Genomic DNA, 26,643 nt, shown 5'->3' with positions numbered 1-26,643 from the left:
GTGTCTAGGCTGACGGCCGGAATTCGCCGTAGAGGCGATGCGACAACGGGGGGACGGAACATGGCGGACGCGCGGCGCAGACTTCGCTCGGGCACGGTCGTGCTCGGCGGCATGGGAGTGCTCGCGGCGGCCCTGTCCGCCTGCTCCTCCGAGCCCGACAAGCGGTGTGTCGACCGCGACAGTTACCTCGCCACCAAGGGCTACAAGGTCGTCGCCGACAAGAACTGCAAGTCCGCCGGGACCGGCAGGTCCGCCACGGCCGGCAAGACCTCCGCGGCCACCGGCAGCGCCTGGTACTACGGCGGCGAGAAGAAGGGCTCCCGGGTCGACGGCGGCTCCTTCACCGCGCCGGGCAAGGGGACCGGGAGCTCGACCGGTTCGAGCGGGAGCAGTACAGGCGGCAGCGGCAGCGGTGGCGTCGACCGGAACGGGTTCGGCGGCGGCAGTGACAGCGGCAGCGGCGGTGGCGTCGGCAAGGGCGGCTCGGGCGGCTGAGCGCCCGAGCGGCAGAACAGGACACCGGCACCGTGCGACGCCACACCATCGAACCCCGCCCCGGCTGGCAGCGGACCGTGGAGGACCAGGGTCTCGTCTACCCCCTCACCCGCCACCCCGACGGCCGTCTCCGCCCCTACTGGGACGAGAGCGCGTACTACGTCTTCACCCTCGACGAGGTCGAGGCGCTGGAGGAGACCGTCGAGGAACTGCACGCCATGTGCCTGGCGGCGGCCGCCCACCTCGTCGAGTCCGACCGCCTCGCCGACCTCGGCATCACCGACCCGCGGATCGCGGCGGCGGTCACCGAGGCCTGGCACCGGCGCGCCGAACTCCCCTCCCTCTACGGCCGTTTCGACCTCCGCTACGACGGCACGGGACCGGCGAAGCTCCTGGAGTACAACGCCGACACCCCCACCTCGCTCGTGGAGGCGGCCTCCCCCCAGTGGTTCTGGATGGAGGAACGGTTCCCCGGCGCCGACCAGTGGAACTCCCTCCACGAACGCCTGATCGCCGCCTGGAAGGAGCAGGCGCCGCTGCTCCCGCCCGGCAGTCCGCTCCACTTCGCGCACTCCTCGCAGGACGAGCTGGGCGAGGACCTCATGACGGTCGCCTACCTCAAGGAGACCGCCGAACAGGCCGGCCTCGACACCGACTGGCTCTCCATGGAGGAGATCGGCTGGGACCCGCTGTCCGGCCGCTTCGTCGACCGGCAACTCCGGTTCATCCGCAGCTGCTTCAAGCTCTACCCCTGGGAGTGGCTGACCACCGACCGCTTCGCCGGCCATGTCCTCGACACCCTCGACAACGGCGGCGGCACCGGCACGACGATGTGGATCGAACCGGCCTGGAAAATGCTCCTCAGCAACAAGGCGCTGCTGGCCGTCCTGTGGGAGCTGTACCCCGGGCACCCCCACCTCCTGCCCGCCTACCTCGACGGTCCCCGTGAACTGGCGGCCACCACCGGCTACGCGGCCAAGCCGCTGCTGGGCCGCGAGGGCGACGGCGTCACCCTGCACGCGGCGGGCGGCGATCCCGCCCCGCGCACCGACGAGGCCTGCTGCTACCAGCAGTTGGCGCCTCTGCCCGCGTTCGACGGCAACCACGTCGTCCTCGGCGCGTGGACGGTGCGGGACGAGTCGGCCGGCCTCGGCATCCGCGAGTCCTCCGGCCCGATCACGGACGAGTACGCCCGCTTCCTGCCCCACGTGATCCTCTAGGCCCTCCGGTCGATCCTCGGTCCGCTGCCGGACCCCGGCCGCCCGGCCCTCGGGACGCGGACGTCCGCGGGCCGCTCCGGATCCCCTGGAGGCGTGGTCCCGGGCGGATCCGGTGTCGCTCGCATGGTGGACGCCGGACCTTGCCGATCGGGCGTGCCCGGTAGGCTGGCGAGCGGGCCGTGACTGGCGCGCTGGGATGGGACGGACCATCGGGGAGCGGCCTGTGAGCGACAAGAGTGCCGTGCGCCTGGGCCAGACCGAGAACCGTGACCGCACGCCACGCCCCCGGAGGCCGACATGTCCGAGCCGCAGTCCCTCTCCACCGAGTCCACCGCCTTCCGCGCCGCCCTCGACGTGATCCGCGCCGTCGAGCCGCGCGTCGCCGACGCCATCGGCCAGGAGGTCCACGACCAGCGCGAGATGCTCAAGCTGATCGCCTCCGAGAACTACGCCTCCCCGGCCACCCTCCTCGCGATGGGCAACTGGTTCAGCGACAAGTACGCCGAGGGCACCATCGGCCGCCGCTTCTACGCCGGCTGCCGCAACGTCGACACCGTCGAGTCGCTGGCCGCCGAGCACGCCCGCGAGCTCTTCGGCGCCCGCCACGCCTACGTACAGCCGCACTCCGGTATCGACGCCAACCTCGTGGCCTTCTGGTCCGTCCTCGCCGACCGCGTGGAGGTCCCGGCCCTCGCGAAGGCGGGCGTCCGCCAGGTCAACGACCTCTCCGAGGCCGACTGGGCCGAGCTGCGCCAGGCCTTCGGCAACCAGCGCATGCTCGGCATGTCCCTGGACGCCGGCGGCCACCTCACCCACGGCTTCCGTCCGAACATCTCCGGCAAGATGTTCGACCAGCGCTCCTACGGCACGGACCCGGCCACGGGCCTGATCGACTACGAGGCCCTGCGCGTCTCGGCCCGCGACTTCAAGCCGCTGATCATCGTCGCGGGCTACTCCGCTTACCCCCGGCTGGTGAACTTCCGGATCATGCGCGAGATCGCCGACGAGGTCGGCGCGACCCTCATGGTCGACATGGCCCACTTCGCAGGCCTGGTCGCGGGCAAGGTCCTGACCGGCGACTTCGACCCGGTCCCGCACGCCCAGATCGTGACGACCACCACCCACAAGTCCCTGCGCGGCCCCCGCGGCGGCATGGTCCTGTGCGACGACTCCCTCAAGGACCAGGTCGACCGCGGCTGCCCGATGGTCCTCGGCGGCCCGCTCCCGCACGTCATGGCCGCCAAGGCCGTCGCCCTGGCGGAGGCCCGTCAGCCGTCCTTCCGGGACTACGCCCAGCGCATCGTCGACAACTCCCGCGCCCTCGCCGAGGGCCTGACGCGGCGCGGCGCGACCCTGGTCACCGGCGGCACGGACAACCACCTGAACCTGATCGACGTCGCCTCCTCCTACGGCCTGACCGGCCGGCAGGCCGAGGCGGCGCTGCTCGACTCGGGCATCGTCACCAACCGCAACGCCATCCCCGCCGACCCGAACGGCGCCTGGTACACCTCCGGCATCCGCATCGGCACGCCGGCGCTGACGACGCGCGGACTGGGCACGGCCGAGATGGACGAGGTCGCCGCCCTGATCGACCGGGTCCTCACCACGACGGAGCCGGGCACGACGAAGTCGGGCGCCCCCTCCAAGGCCGCCCACGTCCTGGACGCGAAGGTCGCCGACGAGATCTCGCGGCGGGCGACCGACCTGGTGGCGGGCTTCCCGCTGTACCCGGAGATCGACCTCGGCTGACCCGGCCGTACCCCCGGGCGGCCCGCACGGCCGCCCGGGACCCGTTCCGGGCGGTCTCCGCGCTCTGAGACAATGGTGGGCATGGCCTCAGACCGACCCCGCGTGCTCTCCGGAATCCAGCCCACCGCAGGCTCGTTCCACCTCGGCAACTACCTCGGCGCCGTCCGCCAGTGGGTGGCGCTCCAGGAGACCCACGACGCGTTCTACATGGTCGTCGACCTGCACGCGATCACGGTCCCGCAGGACCCGAAGGAGCTCGGCGCGAACACGCGGCTGGCCGTCGCCCAGCTCCTCGCGGCCGGTCTCGACCCGGACCGCTGCACGCTCTTCGTCCAGAGCCACGTCCCCGAGCACGCCCAGCTCGCCTGGGTCATGAACTGCCTCACCGGGTTCGGCGAGGCGAGCCGGATGACCCAGTTCAAGGACAAGTCCGCCAGGCAGGGCGCCGACCGCGCCTCCGTGGGCCTGTTCACGTACCCGATCCTCCAGGTCGCGGACATCCTGCTGTACCAGGCCGACGAGGTGCCGGTCGGTGAGGACCAGCGCCAGCACATCGAGCTGACCCGCGACCTCGCGGAGCGCTTCAACGGCCGCTTCGGCGAGACCTTCACGATCCCGAAGCCGCACATCCTGAAGGAGACGGGCAAGATCTACGACCTCCAGGACCCGTCGATCAAGATGAGCAAGTCGGCGTCCACGCCGAAGGGCCTCATCAACCTGCTCGACGACCCGAAGGCGACCGCGAAGAAGGTCAGGAGCGCGGTCACGGACACCGACACGGTCGTCCGCTTCGACACCGTGGACAAGCCCGGCATCAGCAACCTGCTCGGCATCTACTCGACGCTGACCGGCACCGGCATCGCCGAACTGGAGCAGCGGTACGAGGGCAAGCTCTACGGCGCGCTCAAGACGGACCTCGCCGAGGTCGTCGTCGACTTCGTGACGCCGTTCCGGGACCGCACGCAGCAGTACCTGGACGACCCCGAGACGCTCGACTCGATCCTGGCCAAGGGCGCGGAGAAGGCGCGTGCCGTCGCCGCGGAGACCCTCTCCCAGACGTACGGGCGCGTGGGCTTCCTGCCCGCGAAGCACTGAGCGGCGCTCGGAAGCACGGGGAAGCACTCGGGGCGCACCGCACACCTGTTCCTCCGGGCGGAGCGCTGCACATCACTTCCCCTGCGCCTGCCCAGAGCACAGCTGTGGCCGTACAGTCGATAGCCGTACGACTGAGTACGAACCCGGCACCACACCCCGCCATGACGACATGACGACAGGAGAAGACGTGGGGACCGTAACGATCGGCGTGTCGATCGCGGTCCCGGAGCCCCACGGCAGCCTGCTCCAGGAGCGGCGCCTGGGCTTCGGCGACGCCGCGGCTCACGGCATCCCCACGCACGTCACCCTGCTGCCGCCGACCGAGGTCGGGACGAGCGCGCTGCCGGCCGTCGAGGCGCACCTCACCGAGGTCGCCGCGGCAGGCCGCCCCTTCCCGATGAGGCTGTCCGGCACCGGCACCTTCCGGCCCATGTCGCCGGTGGTCTACGTGCGGGTCGCCCAGGGCGCGGAGACCTGCGCCCGGCTCCAGCAGCGGATCCGGGCCGCTTCCGGCCCGCTGACCCGCGAGCTCCAGTTCCCCTACCACCCGCACGTCACCGTCGCCCACGGCATCGACGACGCGGCGATGGACCGGGCCTTCGACGAGCTCGCCCACTACGAGGCCGAGTGGTCCTGCACCGGCTTCGCCCTCGCCGAGCAGGGCGCCGACGGCGTCTGGCGCAAGCTGCGCGACTTCGCCTTCGGCGGCACGGTCGTCCCCCCGCAGGCGGCCCACGTCGACCGCGGCTCGCTGCCGACGCGCTAGCGGCCGGCCCCCGGCTCCTGCTCTAGACCGGCAGCCTGCGGAACAGCCCGCGGGGCGCGTGACGCAGCGCCGACATCACCACACGCAGCACGCCCGGCACCCACACCGTCTCCGAGCGGCGCCGCAGCCCCAGCTCGACGGCCGTGGCGACCGCCTCCGGGGTGGTCGCCAGCGGCGCCTCCGCCAGTCCTTCGGTCATCCTCGTGCGGACGAACCCGGGGCGTACGACCATGACGTGCACACCGGTGCCGTGCAGCGCGTCGCCGAGCCCCTGGGCGAAGGCGTCGAGGCCCGCCTTGCTGGAGCCGTAGATGAAGTTCGAGCGGCGGGCCCGCTCGCCGGCGACGGAGGAGAGGACGACCAGGGAGCCGTGGCCCTGGGTCTGGAGGGCGCGCGCGGCGATCAGGCCCGCCGACACCGCCCCCGTGTAGTTGGTCTGCGCGACGCGCACCGCGGCCGCCGGATCACGCTCGTCGCTCGCCTGGTCGCCGAGGACGCCGAAGGCGAGCAGCACCGTGTCGACGTCGCCCTCGGCGAAGACCTTGCCGAGGACCGTCTCGTGGGATGCGGGATCGAGCGCGTCGAAGGCGACGGTGTGGACGTCCGCCCCCAGCGTGCGCAGCTCGGCGGCGGCCGACTCCAGGGCGGGCGACGGCCGCCCGGCCAGCCACACCGTGCGGGTGCGGCGGGCGATCAGGCGGCGCGCGGTGGCCAGCGCGATCCCGGACGTGCCGCCGAGGACGAGCAGGGACTGGGGGAGGCCGAAGGCGTCCTTCATGGTGACTCCTGGAAGTTGAGCCGGCGGGCGAGGTCCGACACGAACACCCCGCGCGGGTCCAGCTCCGCGCGCAGCGCGCGGAAGTCGTCGAGGCGCGGGTACATCGCGGTGAGCAGGTCGGGGCGCAGCCGGGAGTCCTTGGCGAGGTAGACGCGGCCGCCCGCGGCGGCCACCTCCTCGTCCAGCTCGTCGAGGAGGGCGCCGAGGCCGGGCAGTCCGGCCGGGATGTCCACGGCGAGGGTCCAGCCCGGGCGCGGGAAGGACAGCCAGCCGGGGTCGGCCGCCCCGAACCGCTTCAGGACGGCCAGGAAGGACGGGCAGCGGCGGGCGGACAGGCGTCCCACGATCCGGCGCAGGGTGTCCTCCCGGCCGTGTCCGACGACGAACTGGTACTGCACGAAGCCGTCGCGGCCGTAGACGCGGTTCCAGTGCGGGACGCCGTCCAGGGGGTGGAAGAAGGCGGACAGGCTCTGGAGTTCGCCGGTACGCGAGCGTGGCGCCCGGCGGTACCAGAGCTCGTTGAACAGTCCGACGGTGGTGCGGGTGAGCAGCCCGCTCGGCAGGAAGCCGGGAGCGGCCGGGAGCCGGGCCGGGCGGAACGCGAGCGGGGCCCTGCGCGCGCGGGCGGGCAGCGCGTCCAGGGGCGCGTGCTCGCCGCGGGTCAGGACCGCGCGTCCGGTGGCCGCGCCGCGCGCGAGAAGGTCGATCCACGCGACGGAGTAGCGGTGACGGTGGTCGCCGGCCGTCAGCCGGGCCATCAGGTCGTCGAGGTCGCCGGCCCGCTCGGTGTCGACCGACATCAGCGACGTCGCGACCGGCTGGAGCCGGATCCTGGCCGTCAGGACGACGCCGGTCAGGCCCAGGCCGCCGGCGGTGGCGTCGAACAGGTCGGTGCCCTGCTCCACCGTGCGGATCGTGCCGTCCGCCGTGAGCAGTTCGAAGGACAGCACATGACGGGCGAAGGACCCGGACACGTGGTGGTTCTTGCCGTGGATGTCGGCGCCGATCGCGCCGCCCACGGTCACGTACCGGGTGCCGGGGGTCACGGGCACGAACCAGCCGAGCGGCAGCAGGACCTCGGTCAGCCGGTGCAGGGAGACCCCCGCGTCGCACAGGACGCTCCCGTCGTCGGCGTCGATGACGTGGATCCGGTCCAGGCCGGTCAGGTCGATCACCGATCCGCCGGCGTTCTGTGCCGCGTCCCCGTAGGCCCGCCCCAGGCCCCGGGGGATGCCTCCGCGGGGCCCGCAGTCCCGGACCGCCGTCACGGCCTCCGCGTAGGTCCGGGGGCGGACCAGGCGCGCGCCGGAGGGAGCGGTTCGGCCCCATCCCGTGACGGAGACGTTCTCGGCGGCGATCGCGGGAGGGGTCTCGGCAGACATGCTGGTGACCGTATCGCCTCTATATGGGCGATTAATTTTGAAACGTGCATTACTACCCGAAATGGGTGATTAGTGGGATGTCGTTCAATAGTGACGGAGTTCCGGGGGTGCGGGCGTGAACAGTGGGTCCACATGGACGAACTCGACGACCTGGACCACCGGATCCTCTCGGCGCTCCACGCCCGGGGCGCGGACCCCCACGTCGCCCGCGCCGCGCGCGCCCTCTCCCGGGCGGGCGAGCACGGCGCCCTGTGGCTCGCGGCCGGCGTCGTGGGAGCCGCCGTCGACGGCCCCCGGCGCGGCGCCTGGCTGCGCGCCACCGCGCTCACCGCGGGCGCGCACGCCGTCAGCATGGGGGTGAAACGTATCGTCCGACGCCCGCGGCCCGTCCACGTCGAACCCCGCCTGCGCACCGCCGGACGGCACTCCTTCCCCAGCTCGCACGCGACCTCCGCGGTGGCCGCCGCCGTCGCCTACGGCGCGCTCGGGGCGTACGCCGTGGCGCCGCTCGCCGCCGCGATGTGCCTCTCGCGCCTGGTCGCCGGCGTCCACCACCCGTCCGACGTGGCGGCGGGCGCGGCCCTGGGGGCGGTCACCGCGCGGTGGGGGGCGCGCTGGGTGAGAGAGGGCCACCATGGCTGAGGCCCTGCTCCACCGGCAGCGCACACACCGCCCGCCGGCCCCCCGGCCCCCGAGCCGCCGCCCCGGCACCCTCGCCGGCGGCCTCCTCAGGACGACCCGCCCCAAGCAGTGGGTCAAGAACATCCTGGTCGTCGCCGCCCCCGCCGCGGCCGGCCGGCTCTTCTCCCCGCACGCGGTGACCCGACTCGCCCTCGTCTTCGCCCTGTTCACCGCCTGCGCCGCCGCCGTCTACCTGATCAACGACGCCCGTGACGCCGAGGCCGACCGCGCCCACCCCACCAAGCGGCACCGGCCGATCGCCGCCGGTCAGGTCCCGGTGCCCGTCGCGTACGGCGTGGCGGGTGCCCTCGCGGTCCTCGCGCCGGCCGCCGCGGCCTGGCTGACGACGCCCGCCGTCGCGGTGCTCCTCACCGCCTACCTGGGCATGCAACTCGCCTACTGCGTCGCCCTGAAGCACGTCCTGGTCGTCGACCTCGTCGTCGTCGCGACCGGCTTCCTGATGCGGGCGATGGCGGGCGGCCTCGCGCTCGGCCTCCCGCTCTCCCGCTGGTTCCTGATCACCACCGGGTTCGGGGCGCTGTTCATGGTCGCGGCCAAGCGCTACTCCGAGGCCGTGCAGCTGGCCGGCACGGCAGGCGCCACGCGGGTGCTGCTCACCGAGTACACCACCGGCTACCTGCGCTTCGTCTGGCAGCTCGCGGCCGGCGTCGCCGTGCTCGGCTACTGCCTGTGGGCCCTGGAGGAGGGCGGCGTCCCGCACACGAGCGTGCTGCCCTGGCGCCAGCTGTCCGTGGTCGCGTTCGTCCTGGCGGTCCTGCGGTACGCCGTCTTCGCCGACCGGGGCACGGCCGGCGAGCCCGAGGAGGTCGTCCTGGGCGACCGCGCCCTCGCGCTGATCGGTCTGGCCTGGCTGGCCATGTACGCGCTGGCGGTGGCCGATTGGTGAGCCACCCGCGCGTGCCGTGACCCGACGGCACCGCGGCGGCCACCTCCCGGGATTCCGGGGTACCCGCACCATGGTGTCCCGCGGGATTCGCATCGGCGATATCCGCGTCGTTCCTCCGGACAGGGGCAGAGTCGGATCATGGACTGGCTGAAGAAGCTCCCCGGCATCGGGCCGTGGGTCGCGCGCCTCATGGCCACGCACGCGTGGCGGTCGTACGAGCGCCTCGACCGGGTGAAGTGGACGCGGCTGGCCGCCGCCATGACGTTCGTCAGCTTCGTCGCGCTCTTCCCGCTGCTGACCGTGAGCGCCGCCGTCACCGCCGCCGCCCTGAGCGACTCCCAGCAGCGGGACCTCCAGGACAGGATCGCCGACCAGGTACCCGGCATCTCCGAGCAGCTGGACATCGACGGCCTGGTCCAGAACGCGGGCGCCGTCGGTCTCATCGCCGGTGCGCTGCTGCTGCTCACCGGCATCGGCTGGGTCGGCCAGATGCGGGACTGTCTGCGCGCCGTCTGGGAGCGGCCCGACGACGACGAGAACCCCGTCCTGCGCAAGGCCAAGGACACGGGCGTCCTCGTCGGCTTCGGCGGCGCCGTCCTGCTCACCCTCGCCATCTCCACCGTCGCCTCGGCCCTGGTCGGCTGGATCACCGAGCAGTCCGGCATCGACAAGGAGGGCTGGGGCACGGTCCTGCTGCGCGTCGCCGCGTTCTCCGTCGCCGTCCTCGCCGACTTCCTGCTCCTGCTGTACGTCCTCACCCTGCTGCCCGGCGTCGAACCCCCGCGCCGCCGCCTCGTCGTCGCCGCGCTCATCGGCGCCATCGGCTTCGAACTGCTGAAACTGCTGCTGAGCGGTTATATGCAGGGCGTCGCCGCCAAGAGCATGTACGGCGCGTTCGGGGTGCCCATCGCCCTGCTGCTGTGGATCAACTTCACCTCGAAGCTGGTCCTGTACTGCGCGGCCTGGACGGCGACGGGCAGCGTCCCCGACAACCCACGGGACATCGACGTCAGCGACGACGTCGTACCAGGTCCGGCAGCGGCCAGCGGCGGTTGACGAGGTACCCGCCGCCCGCCAGCAGCACCAGCAGGCCGCCGGCGATCGCCAGCGCGATCCACATGCCCCCCGAGCCGTCCTCGGTCACCGCGCCCGCCACCGGCTTCGTCGACACGTCCCCGGCGCCGCCGGCCTGCCCGGACCCCTCGGACGAGGACGGGTTGGCGCCCGGCTGCGCACTGGCCTGCGTGGTGCCCTTCGGCGGCACCAGCTCACCGACCGGCGTCACCTTGCCCGCCGCCTGGAAGCCCCAGTCCAGCAGAGCGGCGGTCTCCTTGTAGACCTCGTTGTGGTCGGTCTTCTCCGGGTTCATGACCGTGACGAGCAGCACCTTGCCGTTGCGCTCGGCCACGCCGGTGAAGGTGGCGCCCGCGTTCGTGGTGTTGCCGTTCTTGACGCCCGCGATGCCCGGGTACTGGGAGATGTCGTAGTCGCCGCTGAGCAGCCGGTTGGTGTTCTGGATCTCGAAGGTGCCGCGGGTCGTCTTCCCCTTCTTGTTCTTCGTCGTCTCGCCGGGGAACTTGGCCGTGACGGTCGAGCAGTACTCCCGGAAGTCCTGCTTCTGGAGTCCCGAGCGGGCGAACAGCGTCAGGTCGTACGCGGAGGAGACCTGGCCCGAGGCGTCGTAGCCGTCCGGGGAGACGACGTTCGTGTCGAGGGCCTGAAGCTCCTCGGCGTGCTCGTTCATGTCCTCGACGGTCTTGGCGATGCCACCGTTCATCTGCGACAGGACGTGCACGGCGTCGTTGCCGGAGCGCAGGAAGACGCCGAGCCACAGATCGTGGACCGTATACGTCTCGCCCTCCTTTATGCCGACGAGGCTGGAACCGGCCCCCATGCCGGCCAGGTCCTTCGCCGCGACCTTGTGCACGGTGGCCTTGGGGAAGCGCGGCAGCACGGTGTCGGCGAAGAGCATCTTCATCGTGCTCGCCGGGGGCAGCCGCCAGTGCGCGTTGTGCGCGGCCAGCACGTCCCCCGACTCGGCGTCGGCGACGATCCACGACCGGGCGGTGAGGTCCTTCGGCAGCACCGGCGCGCCACCCGCGATCGCCACCTGCGTCCCGGCCTGCCCGAGCCGGGTGCCGCCCACGGACGACATGCCCGCGGGAGGCGTGACCGACGACGAGGCGGACGGGGACGCCGATCCGGACGCCGAGGGCGAAGCGGACGCCGACGGCGATCCGGACGCCGCCGGGGACGGTGACGGGCTCGGCGCCGCGAGCGAGGCGGGCGCGGTGAGCGCGAGGGACGCGAGGGTCGCGGAGGTGACCAGCAGGGATCGCCTGACGGTCTGCTTCATGGGTGCGGGCACGACGGAGAACGTACCCGGCACACGACGGGAAGTCCCGTCACCCTCCCCACCCCGGTCACGGAACCGGACAACGGGCGGTGATACTGAACCCATGAAGCTCAGCCGCCCCGTCTCCTGGTTCCTGCTCGCCTTCGGGGTGTGGAGCTGGGTCATCTGGGTCACTTTCGTCAAGAACCTGGTCAAGGACAGCAGCGGACTCGCCTTCGACGACGGCGATCCCACGGCCTACTTCTGGGTGCACCTGACGCTCGCCGTCGTCTCCTTCGTATTGGGGACGGTCGTCGGGGCCATCGGGTTGCGTGGTCTGCGCGCACTGCGGCAGGCGTCATAACCGTGGTGATCGTCTTCGCGTTGCTCGCCCTGACCGTGCTGGTCGGAGCCAACTGGTACCTGTGGCGACGGCTGTTCCGCGACACCACCCGCGGCCCCGGCCGGGCGCGCCGGGGCGGCGCGGTGCTGATCGCGGGCGGCTGGGTGCTGGCGATCGGCGCCCTGGTCGCCGAACGCGCCGGCGCCCCCTTCTGGCTCCAGCGCGTACTGGCCTGGCCGGGCTTTCTCTGGCTGGCCCTGTCCGTCTACCTGCTGCTGGCCCTGCTCGTGGGCGAGGCCGTACGGCCGCTGCTGCGCCGCTTCCTGAGGAACCGGGCGCCCGCTGAGACCCCCGCCGAAGCCTCCGCCGCAACGCAGGCACCGCGCCCCCGTCCGCAGCCGCAGCCGGAATCGGTCCGGACGGGGTCGTCCACCCCGAAGGCGTCCACCCCGAAGACATCCGCCACGAAGACGCCCGAGCGGCCCGGCGCGGACGAGCCGGAGCGCCGCGAGCCGGACCCGGGCGAGGCGGACCCGGGTGAGCCGCAGGAGGGGAAGCCGGGGGAGGGGAAGCCGGCCGAGCCGTCCCGTCGGCTCTTCGTGTCCCGGGTCGTGGGCGGCGCGGCCGCCGCGGCCGCCGTCGGGACGGTCGGCTACGGCACCTACGGCGTGCTGCGCGGCCCCCGGGTCAAGCGGGTGACGGTACCTCTGGCCAAGCTGCCGCGCGGCGCCCACGGCTACCGGATCGCGGTCGTCAGCGACATCCATCTGGGCCCGGTCCTCGGCCGGGGCTTCGCGCAGAAGGTCGTCGACACCATCAACGCCACACAGCCCGACCTGATCGCGGTCGTCGGCGACCTGGTCGACGGCAGCGTGAAGGACCTGGGCCCGGCGGCGGCCCCGCTCGCGGGACTGAAGGCCCGTCAGGGCAGCTTCTTCGTCACCGGGAACCACGAGTACTTCTCCGGCGCCGCGCAGTGGGTCGAGGAGGTGCGGCGGCTCGGCCTGAACCCGCTGGAGAACGCCCGTACGGAGCTGCCCTGGTTCGACCTGGCCGGCGTCAACGACATCGCGGGCGAGAGCGAGGGCCAGGGGCCCGACTTCGCCGGCGCGCTCGGCGACCGGGACACCACGCGTGCGTGCGTGCTGCTCGCCCACCAGCCCGTGCAGATCCACGACGCCGTCCGGCACGGCGTCGACCTCCAGCTCTCCGGCCACACGCACGGAGGCCAGCTGTGGCCCGGCAACTTCCTCGCGGCCGCCGCGAACCCGACCGTGGCGGGGCTGGAACGCTACGGCGACACCCAGCTGTACGTGTCCCGGGGCGCGGGCGCCTGGGGCCCGCCCACCCGCGTCGGAGCCCCCTCCGACATCACCGTCGTCGAACTGGCCTCGACTCAGGCCTGACGGCCGATCAGAAGCCTGTGAAGAGGCTGTGAAACCCGGTCGAAACACGACGTCGGTAAGTTCTTTCCCATCTCGCCAGAATCCTCTTCCCCCTGGTGAAACACGTGTGATTAGGTGAGGCCGCCGCCAAGGGGAGCGGCACTTTTTTCTGTGGACTGGGCCCTTCTGGCGGCCTGGGGAGGCAGGCCATCACCATGCGATCTGTTCGCATGCGGATCCTCGTGACACTGCTGGTTCTCGCGGTCGTCGGGGTGGGCGGCTGGCAGTTGCTGCCGTCGCAGGACAGCGCCGGCGCGACCATCACGGTCGGCACCACGGACACCGTCACCTCGCTCGACCCGGCTGGTGCCTACGACGCCGGGTCCTGGGCGCTGTTCAGCAACGTGTTCCAGTCACTGCTGACCTACGAGCCGGGCGGTGTCTCGCCCGTGCCGGACGCGGCCGAGAACTGCTCCTTCGCGAAGGGCAGTCTCGTCACGTACACCTGCGAGCTGCGTGACGACCTCACCTTCGACAGTGGCTCAAAGGTGACCGCCGAGGACGTGAAGTACTCCTTCGACCGGGTCAGGAAGATCAACTCGGACGTCGGTCCCGCCTCCCTGTTCTCGACCCTGAAGTCGGTGGACGCCGACAACCTGACGGTCACCTTCCACCTGTCGTCGCCGGACGCCACCTTCCCGTTCAAGGTGGCCACCGGAGCCGGCTCGATCGTCGACCACACCCGCTACCCGGCGGACGGGCTGCGCGTCGGCAGCAGCGTCGACGGCACCGGCCCGTACCGGCTGACCGGGTACACGAAGGGCAAGAAGGTCGAGCTGGCGCCCAACTCGCACTACCGGGGCGCCGTGTCGACCGGTGCGCCCGTCGAGTTGCGCTACTACGCCGACCCCGAGGCCCTGGAGAAGGCCTGGAAGGCCAAGAAGGTCACGGCCGCCACCCGCCAGTTGCCGCCCGCGACACTGGCCGCACTCGACACCAGCGACCCCGGCCAGCGGGTCTACGAGGGCGACGGCTCCGAGACCCGCAACCTGTACTTCGGCACCCGTTCCGGCTCCCCGCTGCACGAGACGGACGTCCGCAAGGCGATGGCCTGGCTGATCGACCGCGAGGAGCTGGCGGCGAGCGTGTACGACGGGACCGTCGAGCCGCTGTACTCGCTCATCCCGACCGGTATCACCGGACACACCACCTCCTTCTTCGACAGCTACCCGGACCGCGACGCCGCGAAGGCGCGCAAGCTCCTGGAGGCGGCCGGCGTCGGCATCCCGGTGAAGTTCACCTACGGCTACGGCCTGGGCAGCGGGGCCGCGGCGGCCGAGGCCGCGGAGCTCAAGCGGCAGCTGGAGGCGAGCGGTCTGTTCGAGGTGGACGTCAAGGGTTACGAGTGGACCGACTTCCAGAAGCGGTGGGCGACCGGCAAGCTCGACGCGTACGCGGTCGGCTGGGTCGCCGACTACCCCGACCCGGACACCTTCGCGGGCCCGCTCGTCGGCACCGACTCCACCATGAACACCAGCTACAGCAGCAAGGCCGTCGACAAGTACATCGTCGCGAGCCGGCAGTACGCCGACCGCAGCCGGGCCGCCTCCGACTTCCGTGACCTCCAGCGGGTCGTCGCCGACGAGGTGCCGGTCGTCCCGCTGTGGCAGCGCAAGGAGTACGTCGTCACCAGCGCGGACATCGGCGGCGGCCAGTTCCTGGCGGACGGCAACGGCGTGTTCCGCCTCTGGAAGCTCGACTGGATCTGAGCCGAAGTCCTCACCCGGCTCGCGGACCTGATCCGGTGAGCCGGGCATGCGCCCCCGTCACACCGGGCAGGCACCCGAAGCGGCACCATGTGACGGAGGTGTGTACGGGATGAGGAGCAGACGTGCTGAGACGCAACTCCTTCCGGCTGCCCCGGCACCCGGCGTCCGTCGGTCTCGCCCGGCGCCGGGTAAGGGACCATCTCGCGGACTGGGGGCACGGCCCCGACGACCCCGCGCTGTCCGACGCCGTCCTCGTCGTGTCCGAGCTGGTCACCAACGTCGTACGCCATGGGCCCCTGCGCGAGCGGGATTTCGAGGTGGCGGTCACCGCCCTGGGCGACGGTTCCTGCCTCATAGAGGTCTCCGACGAGGGCCGGCTCGAACCCCGGCTGCGACCGGTCGGCGAGTCGGAGGAACACGGCCGCGGCCTGCACCTGGTGGAGCACCTGGCCGCCGCGTGGGGCGTGTGGAGCAGAGGCCGGCACGGCAAGACGGTATGGGCGCTGGTCACGACCGCCACGTAGGGCCCGCCGGTGACATCGCTCACACGCAGCTCTTCGGCCGGGTGGGCAGCGTCACCGTCACGGCCAGCCCTTCGCCCGGCGCCGTCCGCACGCTCACCTCGCCGCCGTGCGCCCGGACGACCCCCTGCACGATCGCCAGGCCGAGACCGCTGCCCGCGCCACCCCCGGCCCGGAAGAAACGGTCGAAGACCCGTGCCGCGTCCTCGGGCCCCAGCCCCGGCCCCTCGTCCTCGACCGACAGCCGGACGACCCCGTCCACCCGCTCCACCCCGAGCCGGACCGGCACCTCGGCCGACGTGTGGGTGCGCACGTTGGCCACCAGGTTGCCCAGCACCTGACGCAGCCCCGACTCGTCCGCCCGCACCAGCACGGCACCCTCGGCCTCGACCGAGACCGGCCGCCCGGGCTGCTGCGCGCGCAGGTCCTGCGCCGAGTCCCGCACCAGACGGCTCACGTCGACGCCCCGCAGCCGCAGTTCGGGCCGCTGGTCGAGGCGGGCCAGCGTGAGCAGCTCGTCGACGAGCCGGCCCATCCGGTCCACCTCGCCGTTCATCCGGTCCCAGGCCCGCCGGCGCTCCTCCTGCTCGACCAGCATCCCCTGGTCGTACAGCTGGAGGTAGCCGCGGATCGCGGAGAGCGGGGTGCGCAGTTCGTGCGAGGCGTCGGCCACGAAGCGGCGCAGCTGGGCCGCGCTGTGCTCGCGCGTGCGGTAGGCCGTCTCGACCTGGTGGAGCATGGAGTTCAGGGCGAGCCGCAGCTGTTCGACCTCCTGGGTGGGGTGGTGGCTGGAGGGCACGCGCCGGGTCAGGTCGCCCTCGGCGATCGCCGACGACGTCTCCACCATGTCTTCCAGCGGCCGCAGCCGCCGCCGCACGCTGAACAGGGTCAGACAGGCGAGCAGGGCCAGCAGCAGGGTGCCCACGGCGAGATCGAGCTTCAGGGCCTTCGCTATGCCCTGGTGGAGGGCTTCGGTGGAGGTGGCCAGCAAGATGTAGGTGCCGTCGGGGAGCCGGGTCGCGGTCGCGCGGTACGTGTCGCCGTGCACGGTGACGTCGTGCGGCTCGGTGTCGGTGGTGAGGGCGAGCGGGTCCGGCACCGCGTCCGCGAGGCCGCGCTGGGCGGCGGTGGGCTGGACGTCGAAGATGGCGAGGGCCGTGCCCCGGCCGTCGACGGCGGTGAAGATCGAGTCCGGTGCCGGCCTGCTGTCCGTGTCCTGGGGGTCCGTGTCCCGCGGGTCGTCGTTGTGGGGCATGAGGCGGTCGCTCACGACACTCAGTACGGACAGCGAGTCGATCTGGCGCAGCGTCAGCCGTGAACTGCCCAGCGAGTCACGCATCTTGGTCAGCTCGGTGTCCACCTGGTCGATCAGGTAGTGCCGCATCCCCATTAGACTGACGGCGGTCGCGACGACGATGCCGAGCGCGAGCAGCCCCACGTTCGCCGCCGTCAGCTTGGCGCGCAGCGAGTGGATGCCGTGCCGGTGGATCCGCCTCACGCCAGCCCGTATCCGACGCCCCGCCGGGTGGTGATCACCGGCGGACCGAGGACGTCCAGCTTGCGCCGCAGATAGCTGATGTAGGTCTCGACGACCGTCGACTCCGGCGGAGTGTGCTCGTACTGCCAGACATGGCGCAGGAGTTGCTCCTTGGGCACGATCCGGCCGCCGTTGCGCACCAGGAAGCGCAGCAACGCGTACTCGGTGGGGGTGAGCTCGACCGAGCGGCCCGCGCGGTGCACGCTGTACGTCGTCTCGTCGAGCTCCAGGTCGCCGTACCGCAGCGGCGGCCGCTGCGGCAGGACGTCGGCCGGCCGGGTACGGCGCAGCACGGCCGTGATGCGGGCGACGACCACGTCGATGTCGAACGGTTTGGTGATGTAGTCGTCGCCGAAGCCGAGGGCGCCGACGATCTCGGTCGGCGCGTCCCGCGCGGTCAGGAACACCAGCGCCAGGTCCGGTCTGCGCGCCCGCAGTTCACGCCCCAGCGCCCGGCCGTCGCCGTCCGGCAGCATCACGTCCAGCAGGGCCACGTCGGGCCGGGTGCGGTCGGCGAGGGCGAGGGCCTCGCGGACGGTGCCCGCGGTCATGACCTCGAAGCGGTGGTAGCGCAGGGCGATGGCCAGGACGTCCGCGATGCTCGGTTCGTCCTCCACGACCAGCACGGTGCCGGAAGCCGTCGTCATGCCCCCAGTATCGGCGGACCCACCGACGATCGCGCCGGTTCACGCTTTGGAGTTCCTTGAGAGTCATGGTCGTCACATGTCCACGCACGCGTGGCGCCGCCGATCCTGTTGCCCAGGACCTGGGGGACCGACCGACGATCGCAGAAGGAGACTGAGCGTGGCGGCATTGGCACGCTGGTGCTATCGACACCGGCTGGTGGTCCTGTTGATCTGGGTGGGGGCGCTGTTCGGGCTGGGGTTCTCGGCCTCGACGGCGGGCACGGACTACGCGAACGTCTTCTCCCTCCCCGACACGGACTCCAAGAAGGCGTACGACCTGATGGAGGAGGCGTTCCCGGCGAGCGCCGGCGACACCGACACGGTCGTGTGGAAGGTCGACGAGGGCTCGGTACGGGACCAGGACGTACGGTCCCGGATCCAGCCCGCGCTCGACAGGATCGCGGCCATGAAGGGCGTCGGCGGGGTCGCCGGCCCCTACGCGGCGGACGCGGCGGACGCGGCGCGGATCAGCGGTGACGGGCGGATCGCCTACGCCCAGATCACCTTCACCGAGCAGGCGAACGCCGTCCCCAAGGAGCTCGTCCAGGACGTCGTCGACACCGCGCGGGACGCCGGACGGGACGGCCTGGAGGTCGAGGTGGGCGGCCAGGCCGTCCAGCGGGTGCAGGAACCCCCCACCGGCCTCGCCGAGATGGTCGGCCTCGCGGCGGCGGCGGTGGTCCTGTTCCTGGCCTTCGGCTCGCTGTACGCGATGCTGCTGCCGCTCGCCGTGGCGGTCTTCGGCGTCGGCATGGGCCTGTTCTCGACCCAGTTGCTGAGCCATGTCACCGACATCCCGGACCTGGCCCCGCTGCTGTCCTCGCTGATCGGTCTCGGCGTCGGCATCGACTACGCCCTGTTCATCGTGACCCGGCACCGCAAGGGCGTCCTGCGCGGCCTGGACCCGGAGGAGTCGACGGTCGTCGCCCTCAACACCTCGGGCCGGGCCGTGCTGTTCGCGGGCGGCACGGTGTGCATCGCGCTCGCCGGCATGCTGGTGACCAACCTGCGCTTCCTGGACGGCGTCGTCATCGGCACCTCCCTGACGGTGGTGCTGAGCGTCCTCGCCGCGACGACCCTGCTGCCCGCGCTGCTCGGCTTCCTCGGTCCGCGGGTGCTGAGCCGCAAGCAGCGGCGCGTGCTGGCCGCGACCGGCCCCGAGCCGGAGAAGGCGAGCGGCCCGGCGGCCCGCTGGTCGGTGGGCGTGCAGCGCCGGCCGAAGACGATCGCCGCGCTCGCGCTGGCCGTCATGGCCGTCCTCGCGCTGCCCGTGCTGTCGCTCCGCCTCGGCGCCACCGACCAGGGCAACGACGACGCCTCGACGACCACCAGGAAGGCCTACGACCTGCTCGCCGAGGGCTTCGGGCCGGGCTTCAACGGCCCCCTCCAGGTGGTCGTGGACGGCGCCGGCGCCACCGCCCTGGCCGAGGACATCGAGCACACGCCCGGTGTCGCCCAGGTGGCCGCGCTGCCGCCCGCGCACGGGGTCACGGTCATCCAGGTGGTGCCCACGACCTCGCCGCAGTCCGAGCAGACCGACACCCTGATCGACCGGCTGCGCGACGACGTCGTCCCGGAGGCCGGGGCCCAGGCACACGTGGGCGGCGTCACGGCGGTCTCCAAGGACTTCGCCACCGTCACCGGCGACCGTCTGCCCCTGTTCGTCGCCACCATCATCGGCCTGGGCTTCCTGCTGCTCCTGGTGGCCTTCCGCTCCCTGGTGGTGCCGCTGACGGCGGCCGTGATGAACCTGGTCGCGGCCGCGGCCTCCTTCGGGGTCCTCGTCGCCGTCTTCCAGTGGGGCTGGGGCCTGGACCTGCTCGGCCTCGGCAAGGAGGGGCCGATCAACGCCTTCCTGCCCGTCATCATGCTGTCCCTGCTCTTCGGTCTGTCGATGGACTACCAGGTCTTCCTGGTCAGCCGGATGCACGAGGAGTGGGTGCACACCAGGGACAACGCGCGAGCGGTCCGGGTGGGCCTCGCGGAGACCAGCCGGGTCATCAACTCCGCAGCCCTGATCATGGTCTGCGTCTTCCTCGCCTTCGTGCTCAGCGGCGACGCGGGAGCGGCGATGGCGGGCGTCGGCCTCGCGGCCGCGGTCGCGCTGGACGCCTTCATCCTGCGTACGGCGCTGGTCCCGGCCGCGATGCATCTGCTCGGCGACTCCAACTGGTGGCTGCCCGGATGGCTGGAGAAGCGGCTGCCGCATCTCGCGGTCGAGCCCAAGGAGGAGGCGACGGCGCCGGCGCTCGCGGCGGGCGGGGGACCGGCCTCGGTCGTGCACGGGTTCGTCCGTAACACGGCCGGTGAACCCGTCGAAGGAGCGACGGTCGCCCTGATGTCGCAGGGCGGACGGGAACTGGACCGCGTGGCCTCCCTCGCCGACGGCTCGTACATCCTCTCCGTCCCGGCCCCCGGGACGTATCTGCTGGCGACGACGGCCGCGCCGCCCCTGCTGAGGCGCGCCCGGCAGCTGACGGTCGCGGGGGAGCCCCTGGTCCACGACATAGAGCTGGAGGAGGGCGCGGAGGTGAGCTGACTCAGCCCGAGGAAGAGTCCGCCGGGTCCGCCGGGCCCGGCTGACTCTTCCTCACCGGGTCCGGCAGGGCGTTGGTCATGCCGGGCAGGAAGTCGGTGAACAGGTCGTGGACCTCGAGGACGAGCGGCCGCAGTACCCGGAACCGGGCCAGCGCCACGCCCCGCGCGGTGAGGCGCGCGCCCCGGCCGGCCAGCCGGTAGCTGCGCTCGCGCCCCTCCGTACGGTCGTAGATCCAGTACATGACGAGGCCCATCTGGGAGAGCCACATCAACTCGGGCAGCACCTCCCGCAGCTCCTCCGGGACCTTCGCCTTCGACCCGGCGAGCACCTCCTTGTGGACGGCGATCGCCTCCTCGCGCGCGTGCTCCGACTCGGCGGAGAAGGGGCTGAGCGGGCTGTCCGGGTCGGCGGCGTTCTTGAAGAACTGGACCGCGAACTCGTGGTACGGCTCGGCCACCTCCAGCCAGACCCGCAGCACGCCCGCCAGCCGGGCCTCCAGGCCGGTCTCCCGCGCCAGGACGCCCCGGACGGCCTCCCGGTGCTCGGCGGCGAGCCGGTCGTAGAAGCCCTGGATCAGATGCTCCTTGCCGGCGAAGTAGTAGTACGCGTTGCCGACCGAGACCCCTGCCTCCTGGGCGATGGCCCGCATCGTCGTCTTGTCGTAGCCCCGCTCCTGGAACAGCCGCATCGCCGTCTCCAGGATCAGAGCGCGGGTCTGCTCGGACTTCGACGTGGGGGTGGCCTCATGACGTTCGGTCGCGTGAGCGGCCTCATGGGGCTCGGACGGGGAAGCGGCCTCGGCGGGACCGTCGTTGTTCGCGGGCACGTACAGGAGCCTAGCCAGTGAAGCAGGTGCCGTCGGCACAGGTGGGCGGGTTGTAGGCCCAGCCCCGCTGCGGGTCGTACGTCCAGCCGTCGGCGCGGCGGTAGACGCCCCCGCCCCAGCCCACGGACCGCCCGTGCCCGTCGCGCCATTTGGCGGCGGCGAGAACGGCCCCCCGCGCCAGTTTCGCCCCGGCGGGGGTGCTCAGCCGGTGGGAGAGCGGGCGGTACTCGCGCAGCGCCCACAGGGTGACGATCCAGGCGGGGCCGCCCCGGTAGACCTGGCCCGAGTCGCCGACGACGGTGATCTCGTCGAGGGTCGCGCGGTGGTCGAGGCCGGGGAAGCGGGCGGCCGCCTCCGCGGACCCCGCCGCGACGAACTCCAGCGGCACCAGCTGCGGCTGCCGGCCCAGCCAGTCGCGCAGGAAGGCGCACAGGGAGCATCCGGCGTCGTGGAGCACGGTGAGCCGGCGGACCGGGACGCGGAGGGCGTCCCGGTCGTCGGCGGTCCGGGCGGCCGCCATCGTGCTCACGCCCCGGTGACGGGCGCCGAGGGGGCGGTCCAGCCCTGCGGGCCGACCGGCGGGATCTGCTCCCGCTCCATGACCCCGCGCCGCCGGATCCGGTTGAGGACGTACACGTTGCCCAGGTGCATCGCGCCGAGGACCAGCAGCACCACGCCGAGCTTGGTCGACAGGGCCTCGAAGATGCCGCGCGTGTCCTCGATGGTGTCGTCGCCGCTCAGGTAGAGGGCGACGAAACCGAGGTTGAGGAGGTAGAAGCCGACCACCAGGAGGTGGTTGACGGCGTCGGCGAGCTTCTCGTTCCCCTGGAGCACGTCGGCGAGGAAGATCCGGCCGTTGCGGCTGAGGGTCCTGGCCACCCAGACGGTCAGGCCGATGCTGACGACCAGGTAGACGACGTAGGCGATGACCGTGCGGTCCATGTTCCCCACCTTTTCTTGAACGCGTTCAAAACGCTGTCGAGACCGACTGTAGCGCTTGTTTTGAACACGTTCAACCAGAGGGGCGCGGCCGCTCGCCGCCCTAACGTCGCGCCAGCTCCGGCCGCTTGAGGTAGTCCGTGAACCCGACGACGTTCCCCCACGGGTCGGCGATCTCGACGGTCCAGCCGGTGGCGGTGGAGAACGGCCGGTCGAGGGGGGTGATGCCGGCCTCGGCCAGCCGTCGCGCCGCCGCCCGCGCGTCCGGCACCTCCAGCCACACGCGCGGGGACGGCCAGGGCGGCGGCCGGTGCCCGAGCCCCTCCTCCCGGCGCAGGAGAACCCCCGGCGTCTCGCCGCCGACCTTCAGCAGCGCGATCCCGGCCTCGTCGAACCGCAGCCCGACCGTGAACCCGGCCCGCTCGTAGAAGCCGACCGCCTCGCCGAGGTCTCCGACGGGCAGGAGGAGGTTGTCGAAACCGAGCAGCTCGTACGACTGGTCATCTGACATGCCGTCAGATTAGGTGTAGAGCGCCCGAAAACCGGTCAAGGGCACCCCGGTCTGCGCGTGGCGGGATTTCTGCTGCAAGATGTTCCGCACCCATCTCACCTACGGATGATCCGATCACCTGACCTCGGGGGAACTCACCTTGTCCGAAACGCCCCAGCAGCCCCAAGAGCCACAGCAGCCGCACCAGCCGTCGCAGCCGCAGCAACCCCAAGGGCCCCAGCAGCCGCCCCCGCCCGGCTACGGCTACCCGACCGCGGGCCCCGCCGGCCCCGGCGGCCCGCACGACGCCGGCCCGCCCGGTCCCGGCCCCTACGGCTATCCCCAGCCCGGCCCGCCCCCGTACCCGGGCTACGCCCAGCCCGGTTACCCGGGCCCCGGCTACCCCGGCCCGGGTTACATACCGCCCGGCACCTTCACCGGCGACCCCCAAGCCCCCTACGGGTACGACCTGCTGGGCCGCCCCTACTCCGAGAAGTCGAAGGTCGTCGCGGGCGTGCTCCAGCTCACCCTGGGCAGTTTCGGCGTCGGCCGGTTCTACATGGGCGACGTCGGCATCGGCCTGGCCCAGCTGTTCACCTGCGGCGGCCTCGGCATCTGGGCGCTGATCGACGGCATCATCCTGCTGGTCAGCGACGACAAGACCGACTCCGACGGGCGGATCCTGCGTGGTTGACGCGGAGCACCTCTCCGCGAGGTGTTCGGCCGCGCTGCGGCACCCGGCGGCGGCACCCCTCGCGGTGCTCGCCGCCGGCGCGGCCGGTTCCGTGTATCTCTACGTCACCGACCCGCACCAGCCCGGCCACTGGCTTCCGCGGTGTCCGTTCCGGTTCGTCACCGGCCTGCTCTGCCCCGCCTGCGGCGGCACCCGCATGGTGTACGACCTGATGCACGGGCAGTTCGGCCAGGCCTGGCTCGACAACCGGGTCCTGCTGCTCGCCTCGCCGTACGCGCTCGCGGTGTTGGTCCGCTGGATGTGGGCGGGCCTGCACGGCCGTTCCTGGCATCCGCGCCTGGGGTCGAGGGGCCTGACGGTCGTCCTCGGTATCGCCGTGGCGTGGACGGTGATCCGAAACGTGGTCGGTTGACGTCGGCGGGATTTGATCACGGATCAGGAACGATAGAACATCTGTACTCCCTCTTTGCCCTGTCTTTTCTCTAGGCTCACCAGTCACAGGGGGGAAGTCCCGGCATGGCGGAGCCGCGCCGGGCGTGGGTCGAGATCGGTCGACGTCGGTCGACGCGAGTGGTTCTCGCGTCGCATCCCTCCTGGACTCCCCATGTCGGAGCAGGCCGCCCAGGCCTCCCGCAGTCATCCCAGGAGCAGTTCTCATGACCGTCCCCACCCCGCAGGCCCCCTACGGGGTCGACCCCCAGGGTCGTCCGTACTCCGACAAGTCCAAGATCGTCGCCGGCATCCTCCAGCTCTTCCTGGGTGCCTTCGGCGTCGGACGCTTCTACGTCGGCTCCGTCGGCGTGGGCGTCGCCCAGCTCCTCACCTGCGGTGGCCTCGGCATCTGGGCGCTGATCGACGGCATCCTGTTCCTCACCAGCAACGACCGCACCGACAAGCAGGGCCGTCCGCTGCGCGGCTGACACCAGCGCTCGGCACCTGTGCGGTGACACCCTCGCCGTGTCCTGGGGCTCAGCGAGCCGTCGGGCTTAGAAGCGGCGCGTGATCAGCGCCCGCTTCACCTCCTGGATCGCCTTCGTGACCTCGATACCGCGCGGGCAGGCGTCCGTGCAGTTGAACGTCGTACGGCAACGCCACACGCCGTCCTTGTCGTTCAGGATCTCCAGGCGCTGCTCACCGGCCTCGTCACGCGAGTCGAAGATGAAGCGGTGGGCGTTCACGATCGCGGCCGGACCGAAGTACTGGCCGTCGTTCCAGAACACCGGGCAGGACGACGTGCATGCCGCGCAGAGGATGCACTTCGTCGTGTCGTCGAACCGCTCGCGGTCCTCGGCGGTCTGGAAGCGCTCACGCGTGGGCTCGTTCGTGTCCTTCGTGATGAGGAAGGGCATGACGTCCCGGTACGCCTGGAAGAACGGCTCCATGTCGACGACCAGGTCCTTCAGGACCGTCAGGCCCTTGATGGGCTCGACCGTGATCGGCTTCTCGGGGTTGATGTCCTTGATCAGCGTCTTGCACGCGAGGCGGTTCTTGCCGTTGATCCGCATCGCGTCCGAACCGCAGATGCCGTGGGCGCAGGAGCGCCGGAAGGTCAGCGTGCCGTCGACGTCCCACTTGATCTTGTGGAGGCCGTCGAGGACGCGCTCCTTCGGGTCGATCTCCAGCGTGAAGTCCTGCCAGGAGGCCTCTGCGGAGATCTCCGGGTTGAACCGGCGGACCCGGAAGGTGACCGTGATGTACGGGGAGGCCGCGGACTCCGCCTCGACCTTGTCCATAACGGGGGTTGCCATCAGTACTTACGCTCCATCGGCTGGTAGCGGGTCTGGACGACCGGCTTGTAGTCGAGACGGATGGACTCGGTGCCGTCGTCGCCGACCTCGCGGTACGCCATGGTGTGGCGCATGAAGTTGACGTCGTCGCGGTTCGGGTAGTCCTCGCGGTAGTGACCGCCGCGGGACTCCTTGCGGGCCAGCGCCGACACCGCCATGACCTCGGCCAGGTCGAGCAGGTTGCCCAGCTCGATGGCCTCCAGCAGGTCCGTGTTGAACCGCCGGCCCTTGTCCTGGATCGAGATGTTGCGGTACCGCTCGCGCAGCTCGGCGAGCTTCTCGACGGCCGTCTTGATCGTCTGCTCGGTGCGGAACACCATGACGTTGGCGTCCATGGTCTCCTGGAGCTCGCGGCGCAGTTCCGCCACCCGCTCGGTGCCGGTGGACGTGCGCAGGTGCTCCACCTGGTCGATCACCTGCTGCGCGGGGTTCTCCGGCAGCTCGACGTACTCCGCCTTCTGCGAGTACTCGGCGGCCGCGATGCCCGCCCGCTTGCCGAACACGTTGATGTCCAGCAGCGAGTTGGTGCCCAGACGGTTCGCGCCGTGCACCGACACGCAGGCGACCTCGCCGGCCGCGTACAGGCCCGGGACGACCGTCGTGTTGTCGCTCAGGACCTCACCCGTGACGTTCGTCGGGATGCCGCCCATCGCGTAGTGCGCGGTGGGCTGGATCGGGATCGGGTCCGTGTACGGCTCGATACCGAGGTAGGTGCGCGCGAACTCCGTGATGTCCGGGAGCTTCGCGTCCAGCTGCTCCGGCGGGAGGTGGGTGAGGTCGAGGTAGACGTGGTCGCCCTCGGGGCCGCAGCCGCGCCCTTCCCGGATCTCCGTGTAGATCGAGCGGGACACGACGTCGCGCGACGCCAGGTCCTTCATGACCGGCGCGTACTTCTCCATGAAGCGCTCGCCGTCCTTGTTGCGCAGGATGCCGCCCTCGCCGCGGGCGCCCTCCGTCAGCAGGATGCCCATGCGCCAGATGCCGGTCGGGTGGAACTGGAAGAACTCCATGTCCTCCAGCGGCAGCCCGCGCCGGTACACGGCCGCCTGGCCGTCGCCCGTCAGCGTGTGCGCGTTCGAGGTCACCTTGAAGAACTTGCCGGTGCCGCCGGAGGCGTAGATCACGGCCTTCGCCTGGAAGACGTGGATCTCGCCGGTGGCCAGCTCGTACGCGACCACGCCCGCCGACCGCTGCACGCCGTCGACCGTGGTGAGCAGCTGGTCGAGGACGTAGAACTCGTTGAAGAACTCCACGCCCTCCTTGACGCAGTTCTGGTACAGCGTCTGGAGGATCATGTGGCCGGTGCGGTCGGCCGCGTAGCAGGACCGGCGGACCGGTGCCTCGCCGTGGTTGCGGCTGTGACCGCCGAAGCGGCGCTGGTCGATCGTGCCGTCGGGCGTCCGGTTGAACGGCAGGCCCATCTTCTCCAGGTCGAGAACGGAGTCGATGGCCTCCTTCGCCAGGATCTCGGCGGCGTCCTGGTCGACCAGGTAGTCACCGCCCTTGACCGTGTCGAAGGTGTGCCACTCCCAGTTGTCCTCCTCCACGTTGGCCAGCGCGGCGGCCATGCCGCCCTGCGCGGCGCCCGTGTGGGAGCGGGTGGGGTAGAGCTTGGTCAGCACGGCGGTGCGGCTGCGCTTCGTCGACTCGATCGCGGCGCGCATACCGGCGCCACCTGCGCCGACGATGACTGTGTCGTACTTGTGGATCTTCATGAGT

27 protein-coding genes and 1 riboswitch are annotated in these 26,643 nt (G+C 71.6%); of the genes, 16 read left to right on the top strand and 11 right to left on the bottom strand.

Annotated features, from left to right (window positions below; genetic code table 11):
• The first annotated feature begins 60 nt into the window (after positions 1–60).
• From OG440_RS13885 to OG440_RS13865, 5 genes are all read left to right on the top strand, one after another.
• Positions 61–495, top strand: coding sequence for a hypothetical protein (locus OG440_RS13885; protein WP_406007160.1), 435 nt, complete (start codon positions 61–63; stop codon positions 493–495).
• Between the two features lie 32 nt (positions 496–527).
• Entirely contained in the window at positions 528–1,715 is a 1,188-nt protein-coding gene (locus OG440_RS13880; RefSeq protein WP_406007159.1) for a glutathionylspermidine synthase family protein, read from the top strand.
• A gap of 169 nt (positions 1,716–1,884) precedes the next feature.
• Positions 1,885–1,975, top strand: a riboswitch (ZMP/ZTP riboswitch).
• Positions 1,976–2,012: 37 nt separating this feature from the next.
• A complete protein-coding gene (locus OG440_RS13875; protein WP_406007158.1) occupies positions 2,013–3,464 on the top strand; it encodes a glycine hydroxymethyltransferase in 1,452 nt (483 codons plus the stop codon).
• Positions 3,465–3,545: 81 nt separating this feature from the next.
• Complete coding sequence (trpS, locus tag OG440_RS13870; RefSeq protein ID WP_406007157.1) at positions 3,546–4,559, top strand: tryptophan--tRNA ligase; 1,014 nt, start codon at positions 3,546–3,548, stop codon at positions 4,557–4,559.
• A gap of 187 nt (positions 4,560–4,746) precedes the next feature.
• Entirely contained in the window at positions 4,747–5,325 is a 579-nt protein-coding gene (locus OG440_RS13865) for a 2'-5' RNA ligase family protein (RefSeq protein ID WP_406007156.1), read from the top strand.
• A 22-nt stretch (positions 5,326–5,347) separates the two neighbouring features.
• Here the strand turns inward: OG440_RS13865 and OG440_RS13860 are convergent, their stop codons facing one another.
• Positions 5,348–6,103 (bottom strand): decaprenylphospho-beta-D-erythro-pentofuranosid-2-ulose 2-reductase, encoded by a 756-nt coding sequence (locus OG440_RS13860; protein WP_406007155.1) that lies wholly within the window; start codon positions 6,101–6,103, stop codon positions 5,348–5,350.
• A complete protein-coding gene (locus OG440_RS13855; RefSeq protein WP_406007154.1) occupies positions 6,100–7,485 on the bottom strand; it encodes an FAD-binding protein in 1,386 nt (461 codons plus the stop codon). Before OG440_RS13855 ends, OG440_RS13860 begins: the two co-directional genes overlap by 4 nt.
• A gap of 132 nt (positions 7,486–7,617) precedes the next feature.
• Between OG440_RS13855 and OG440_RS13850 the strand changes: the two genes are divergently transcribed.
• From OG440_RS13850 to OG440_RS13840, 3 genes are all read left to right on the top strand, one after another.
• Complete coding sequence (locus OG440_RS13850) at positions 7,618–8,127, top strand: phosphatase PAP2 family protein (protein WP_406007153.1); 510 nt, start codon at positions 7,618–7,620, stop codon at positions 8,125–8,127.
• Positions 8,120–9,073 carry a decaprenyl-phosphate phosphoribosyltransferase gene (locus OG440_RS13845; protein ID WP_406007152.1) on the top strand — a complete coding sequence of 318 codons (954 nt, stop codon included), beginning with the start codon at positions 8,120–8,122 and terminating at the stop codon, positions 9,071–9,073. The genes OG440_RS13850 and OG440_RS13845 overlap by 8 nt, the downstream gene beginning before the upstream one ends.
• A 138-nt stretch (positions 9,074–9,211) precedes the next feature.
• Entirely contained in the window at positions 9,212–10,129 is a 918-nt protein-coding gene (locus tag OG440_RS13840; RefSeq protein WP_406007151.1) for a YihY/virulence factor BrkB family protein, read from the top strand.
• On the opposite strand, the gene OG440_RS13835 is transcribed toward OG440_RS13840, so the two are convergent.
• A complete protein-coding gene (locus OG440_RS13835; protein WP_406007150.1) occupies positions 10,083–11,441 on the bottom strand; it encodes a D-alanyl-D-alanine carboxypeptidase family protein in 1,359 nt (452 codons plus the stop codon). The two genes, OG440_RS13840 and OG440_RS13835, sit on opposite strands and share 47 nt — an antisense overlap.
• A gap of 91 nt (positions 11,442–11,532) precedes the next feature.
• On the opposite strand from OG440_RS13835, the gene OG440_RS13830 reads away from it, so the two are divergent.
• The 4 genes from OG440_RS13830 (at position 11,533) to OG440_RS13815 (ending at position 15,429) form a co-directional block, all read left to right on the top strand.
• Positions 11,533–11,772 carry an SCO4848 family membrane protein gene (locus OG440_RS13830; RefSeq protein ID WP_406007149.1) on the top strand — a complete coding sequence of 80 codons (240 nt, stop codon included), beginning with the start codon at positions 11,533–11,535 and terminating at the stop codon, positions 11,770–11,772.
• 2 nt (positions 11,773–11,774) lie between these two features.
• A complete protein-coding gene (locus OG440_RS13825; RefSeq protein WP_406007148.1) occupies positions 11,775–13,157 on the top strand; it encodes a metallophosphoesterase in 1,383 nt (460 codons plus the stop codon).
• A gap of 194 nt (positions 13,158–13,351) precedes the next feature.
• Positions 13,352–14,905: an ABC transporter substrate-binding protein gene (locus OG440_RS13820; protein WP_406007147.1), complete on the top strand. Its 1,554-nt coding sequence runs from the start codon at positions 13,352–13,354 to the stop codon at positions 14,903–14,905.
• 122 nt (positions 14,906–15,027) lie between these two features.
• Entirely contained in the window at positions 15,028–15,429 is a 402-nt protein-coding gene (locus OG440_RS13815; protein WP_406007146.1) for an ATP-binding protein, read from the top strand.
• 19 nt (positions 15,430–15,448) lie between these two features.
• Here the strand turns inward: OG440_RS13815 and OG440_RS13810 are convergent, their stop codons facing one another.
• Together OG440_RS13810 and OG440_RS13805 are read right to left on the bottom strand one after the other, a co-directional pair.
• Positions 15,449–16,924, bottom strand: a complete 1,476-nt coding sequence (locus tag OG440_RS13810; protein ID WP_406007145.1) for an ATP-binding protein — start codon at positions 16,922–16,924, stop codon at positions 15,449–15,451.
• On the bottom strand, positions 16,921–17,610 hold the full coding sequence (locus OG440_RS13805; protein ID WP_171399049.1) for a response regulator transcription factor: 690 nt from the start codon (positions 17,608–17,610) through the stop codon (positions 16,921–16,923). Before OG440_RS13805 ends, OG440_RS13810 begins: the two co-directional genes overlap by 4 nt.
• A gap of 166 nt (positions 17,611–17,776) precedes the next feature.
• Here OG440_RS13805 and OG440_RS13800 point away from each other — a divergent pair, with 166 nt between their 5' ends.
• On the top strand, positions 17,777–20,188 hold the full coding sequence (locus OG440_RS13800; protein WP_406011351.1) for an MMPL family transporter: 2,412 nt from the start codon (positions 17,777–17,779) through the stop codon (positions 20,186–20,188).
• Between the two features lies 1 nt (position 20,189).
• Here OG440_RS13800 and OG440_RS13795 read toward each other — a convergent pair whose 3' ends face one another.
• The 4 genes from OG440_RS13795 to OG440_RS13780 form a co-directional block, all read right to left on the bottom strand.
• Entirely contained in the window at positions 20,190–21,014 is an 825-nt protein-coding gene (locus tag OG440_RS13795; protein ID WP_406007144.1) for a TetR family transcriptional regulator, read from the bottom strand.
• A gap of 10 nt (positions 21,015–21,024) precedes the next feature.
• The gene (locus tag OG440_RS13790) at positions 21,025–21,534 is read right to left on the bottom strand and encodes a thiol-disulfide oxidoreductase DCC family protein (RefSeq protein ID WP_406011350.1); all 510 of its coding nucleotides are present in this window, start codon (positions 21,532–21,534) and stop codon (positions 21,025–21,027) included.
• Positions 21,535–21,539: 5 nt separating this feature from the next.
• On the bottom strand, positions 21,540–21,956 hold the full coding sequence (locus OG440_RS13785; RefSeq protein ID WP_406007143.1) for a hypothetical protein: 417 nt from the start codon (positions 21,954–21,956) through the stop codon (positions 21,540–21,542).
• Positions 21,957–22,056: 100 nt separating this feature from the next.
• Positions 22,057–22,464: a VOC family protein gene (locus tag OG440_RS13780; protein WP_406007142.1), complete on the bottom strand. Its 408-nt coding sequence runs from the start codon at positions 22,462–22,464 to the stop codon at positions 22,057–22,059.
• Positions 22,465–22,603: 139 nt separating this feature from the next.
• On the opposite strand from OG440_RS13780, the gene OG440_RS13775 reads away from it, so the two are divergent.
• From OG440_RS13775 to OG440_RS13765, 3 genes are all read left to right on the top strand, one after another.
• A complete protein-coding gene (locus OG440_RS13775; RefSeq protein WP_406007141.1) occupies positions 22,604–23,137 on the top strand; it encodes a TM2 domain-containing protein in 534 nt (177 codons plus the stop codon).
• Entirely contained in the window at positions 23,130–23,549 is a 420-nt protein-coding gene (locus OG440_RS13770; RefSeq protein ID WP_406007140.1) for a DUF2752 domain-containing protein, read from the top strand. Before OG440_RS13775 ends, OG440_RS13770 begins: the two co-directional genes overlap by 8 nt.
• A 244-nt stretch (positions 23,550–23,793) precedes the next feature.
• Positions 23,794–24,057, top strand: a complete 264-nt coding sequence (locus OG440_RS13765; protein WP_406007139.1) for a TM2 domain-containing protein — start codon at positions 23,794–23,796, stop codon at positions 24,055–24,057.
• A gap of 66 nt (positions 24,058–24,123) precedes the next feature.
• Here OG440_RS13765 and OG440_RS13760 read toward each other — a convergent pair whose 3' ends face one another.
• A complete protein-coding gene (locus OG440_RS13760) occupies positions 24,124–24,885 on the bottom strand; it encodes a succinate dehydrogenase iron-sulfur subunit (RefSeq protein ID WP_406007138.1) in 762 nt (253 codons plus the stop codon).
• Complete coding sequence (gene sdhA, locus OG440_RS13755; protein WP_406007137.1) at positions 24,885–26,639, bottom strand: succinate dehydrogenase flavoprotein subunit; 1,755 nt, start codon at positions 26,637–26,639, stop codon at positions 24,885–24,887. The genes OG440_RS13760 and sdhA overlap by 1 nt, the downstream gene beginning before the upstream one ends.
• Positions 26,640–26,643 lie beyond the last annotated feature (4 nt).

This window comes from Streptomyces sp. NBC_00637, assembly GCF_045161545.1.
Lineage (GTDB): Bacteria > Actinomycetota > Actinomycetes > Streptomycetales > Streptomycetaceae > Streptomyces.
Note: the sequence above shows the minus strand (reverse complement) of the source record. Positions and strands in the feature narration are given on the sequence as shown.

What these genes read in the sequence shown, in the direction of transcription:
- OG440_RS13885 (WP_406007160.1), top strand. Translation starts at nt 61, where the DNA reads ATGGCGGACGCGCGGCGCAGACTTCGCTCGGGCACGGTCGTGCTCGGC.
- OG440_RS13875 (WP_406007158.1), top strand. Translation starts at nt 2,013, where the DNA reads ATGTCCGAGCCGCAGTCCCTCTCCACCGAGTCCACCGCCTTCCGCGCC.
- trpS (WP_406007157.1), top strand. Translation starts at nt 3,546, where the DNA reads ATGGCCTCAGACCGACCCCGCGTGCTCTCCGGAATCCAGCCCACCGCA.
- OG440_RS13860 (WP_406007155.1), bottom strand. Translation starts at nt 6,103, where the DNA reads ATGAAGGACGCCTTCGGCCTCCCCCAGTCCCTGCTCGTCCTCGGCGGC.
- OG440_RS13855 (WP_406007154.1), bottom strand. Translation starts at nt 7,485, where the DNA reads ATGTCTGCCGAGACCCCTCCCGCGATCGCCGCCGAGAACGTCTCCGTC.
- OG440_RS13850 (WP_406007153.1), top strand. Translation starts at nt 7,618, where the DNA reads ATGGACGAACTCGACGACCTGGACCACCGGATCCTCTCGGCGCTCCAC.
- OG440_RS13845 (WP_406007152.1), top strand. Translation starts at nt 8,120, where the DNA reads ATGGCTGAGGCCCTGCTCCACCGGCAGCGCACACACCGCCCGCCGGCC.
- OG440_RS13840 (WP_406007151.1), top strand. Translation starts at nt 9,212, where the DNA reads ATGGACTGGCTGAAGAAGCTCCCCGGCATCGGGCCGTGGGTCGCGCGC.
- OG440_RS13830 (WP_406007149.1), top strand. Translation starts at nt 11,533, where the DNA reads ATGAAGCTCAGCCGCCCCGTCTCCTGGTTCCTGCTCGCCTTCGGGGTG.
- OG440_RS13820 (WP_406007147.1), top strand. Translation starts at nt 13,352, where the DNA reads ATGCGATCTGTTCGCATGCGGATCCTCGTGACACTGCTGGTTCTCGCG.
- OG440_RS13805 (WP_171399049.1), bottom strand. Translation starts at nt 17,610, where the DNA reads ATGACGACGGCTTCCGGCACCGTGCTGGTCGTGGAGGACGAACCGAGC.
- OG440_RS13790 (WP_406011350.1), bottom strand. Translation starts at nt 21,534, where the DNA reads ATGGCGGCCGCCCGGACCGCCGACGACCGGGACGCCCTCCGCGTCCCG.
- OG440_RS13785 (WP_406007143.1), bottom strand. Translation starts at nt 21,956, where the DNA reads ATGGACCGCACGGTCATCGCCTACGTCGTCTACCTGGTCGTCAGCATC.
- OG440_RS13780 (WP_406007142.1), bottom strand. Translation starts at nt 22,464, where the DNA reads ATGTCAGATGACCAGTCGTACGAGCTGCTCGGTTTCGACAACCTCCTC.
- OG440_RS13765 (WP_406007139.1), top strand. Translation starts at nt 23,794, where the DNA reads ATGACCGTCCCCACCCCGCAGGCCCCCTACGGGGTCGACCCCCAGGGT.
- OG440_RS13760 (WP_406007138.1), bottom strand. Translation starts at nt 24,885, where the DNA reads ATGGCAACCCCCGTTATGGACAAGGTCGAGGCGGAGTCCGCGGCCTCC.
- sdhA (WP_406007137.1), bottom strand. Translation starts at nt 26,639, where the DNA reads ATGAAGATCCACAAGTACGACACAGTCATCGTCGGCGCAGGTGGCGCC.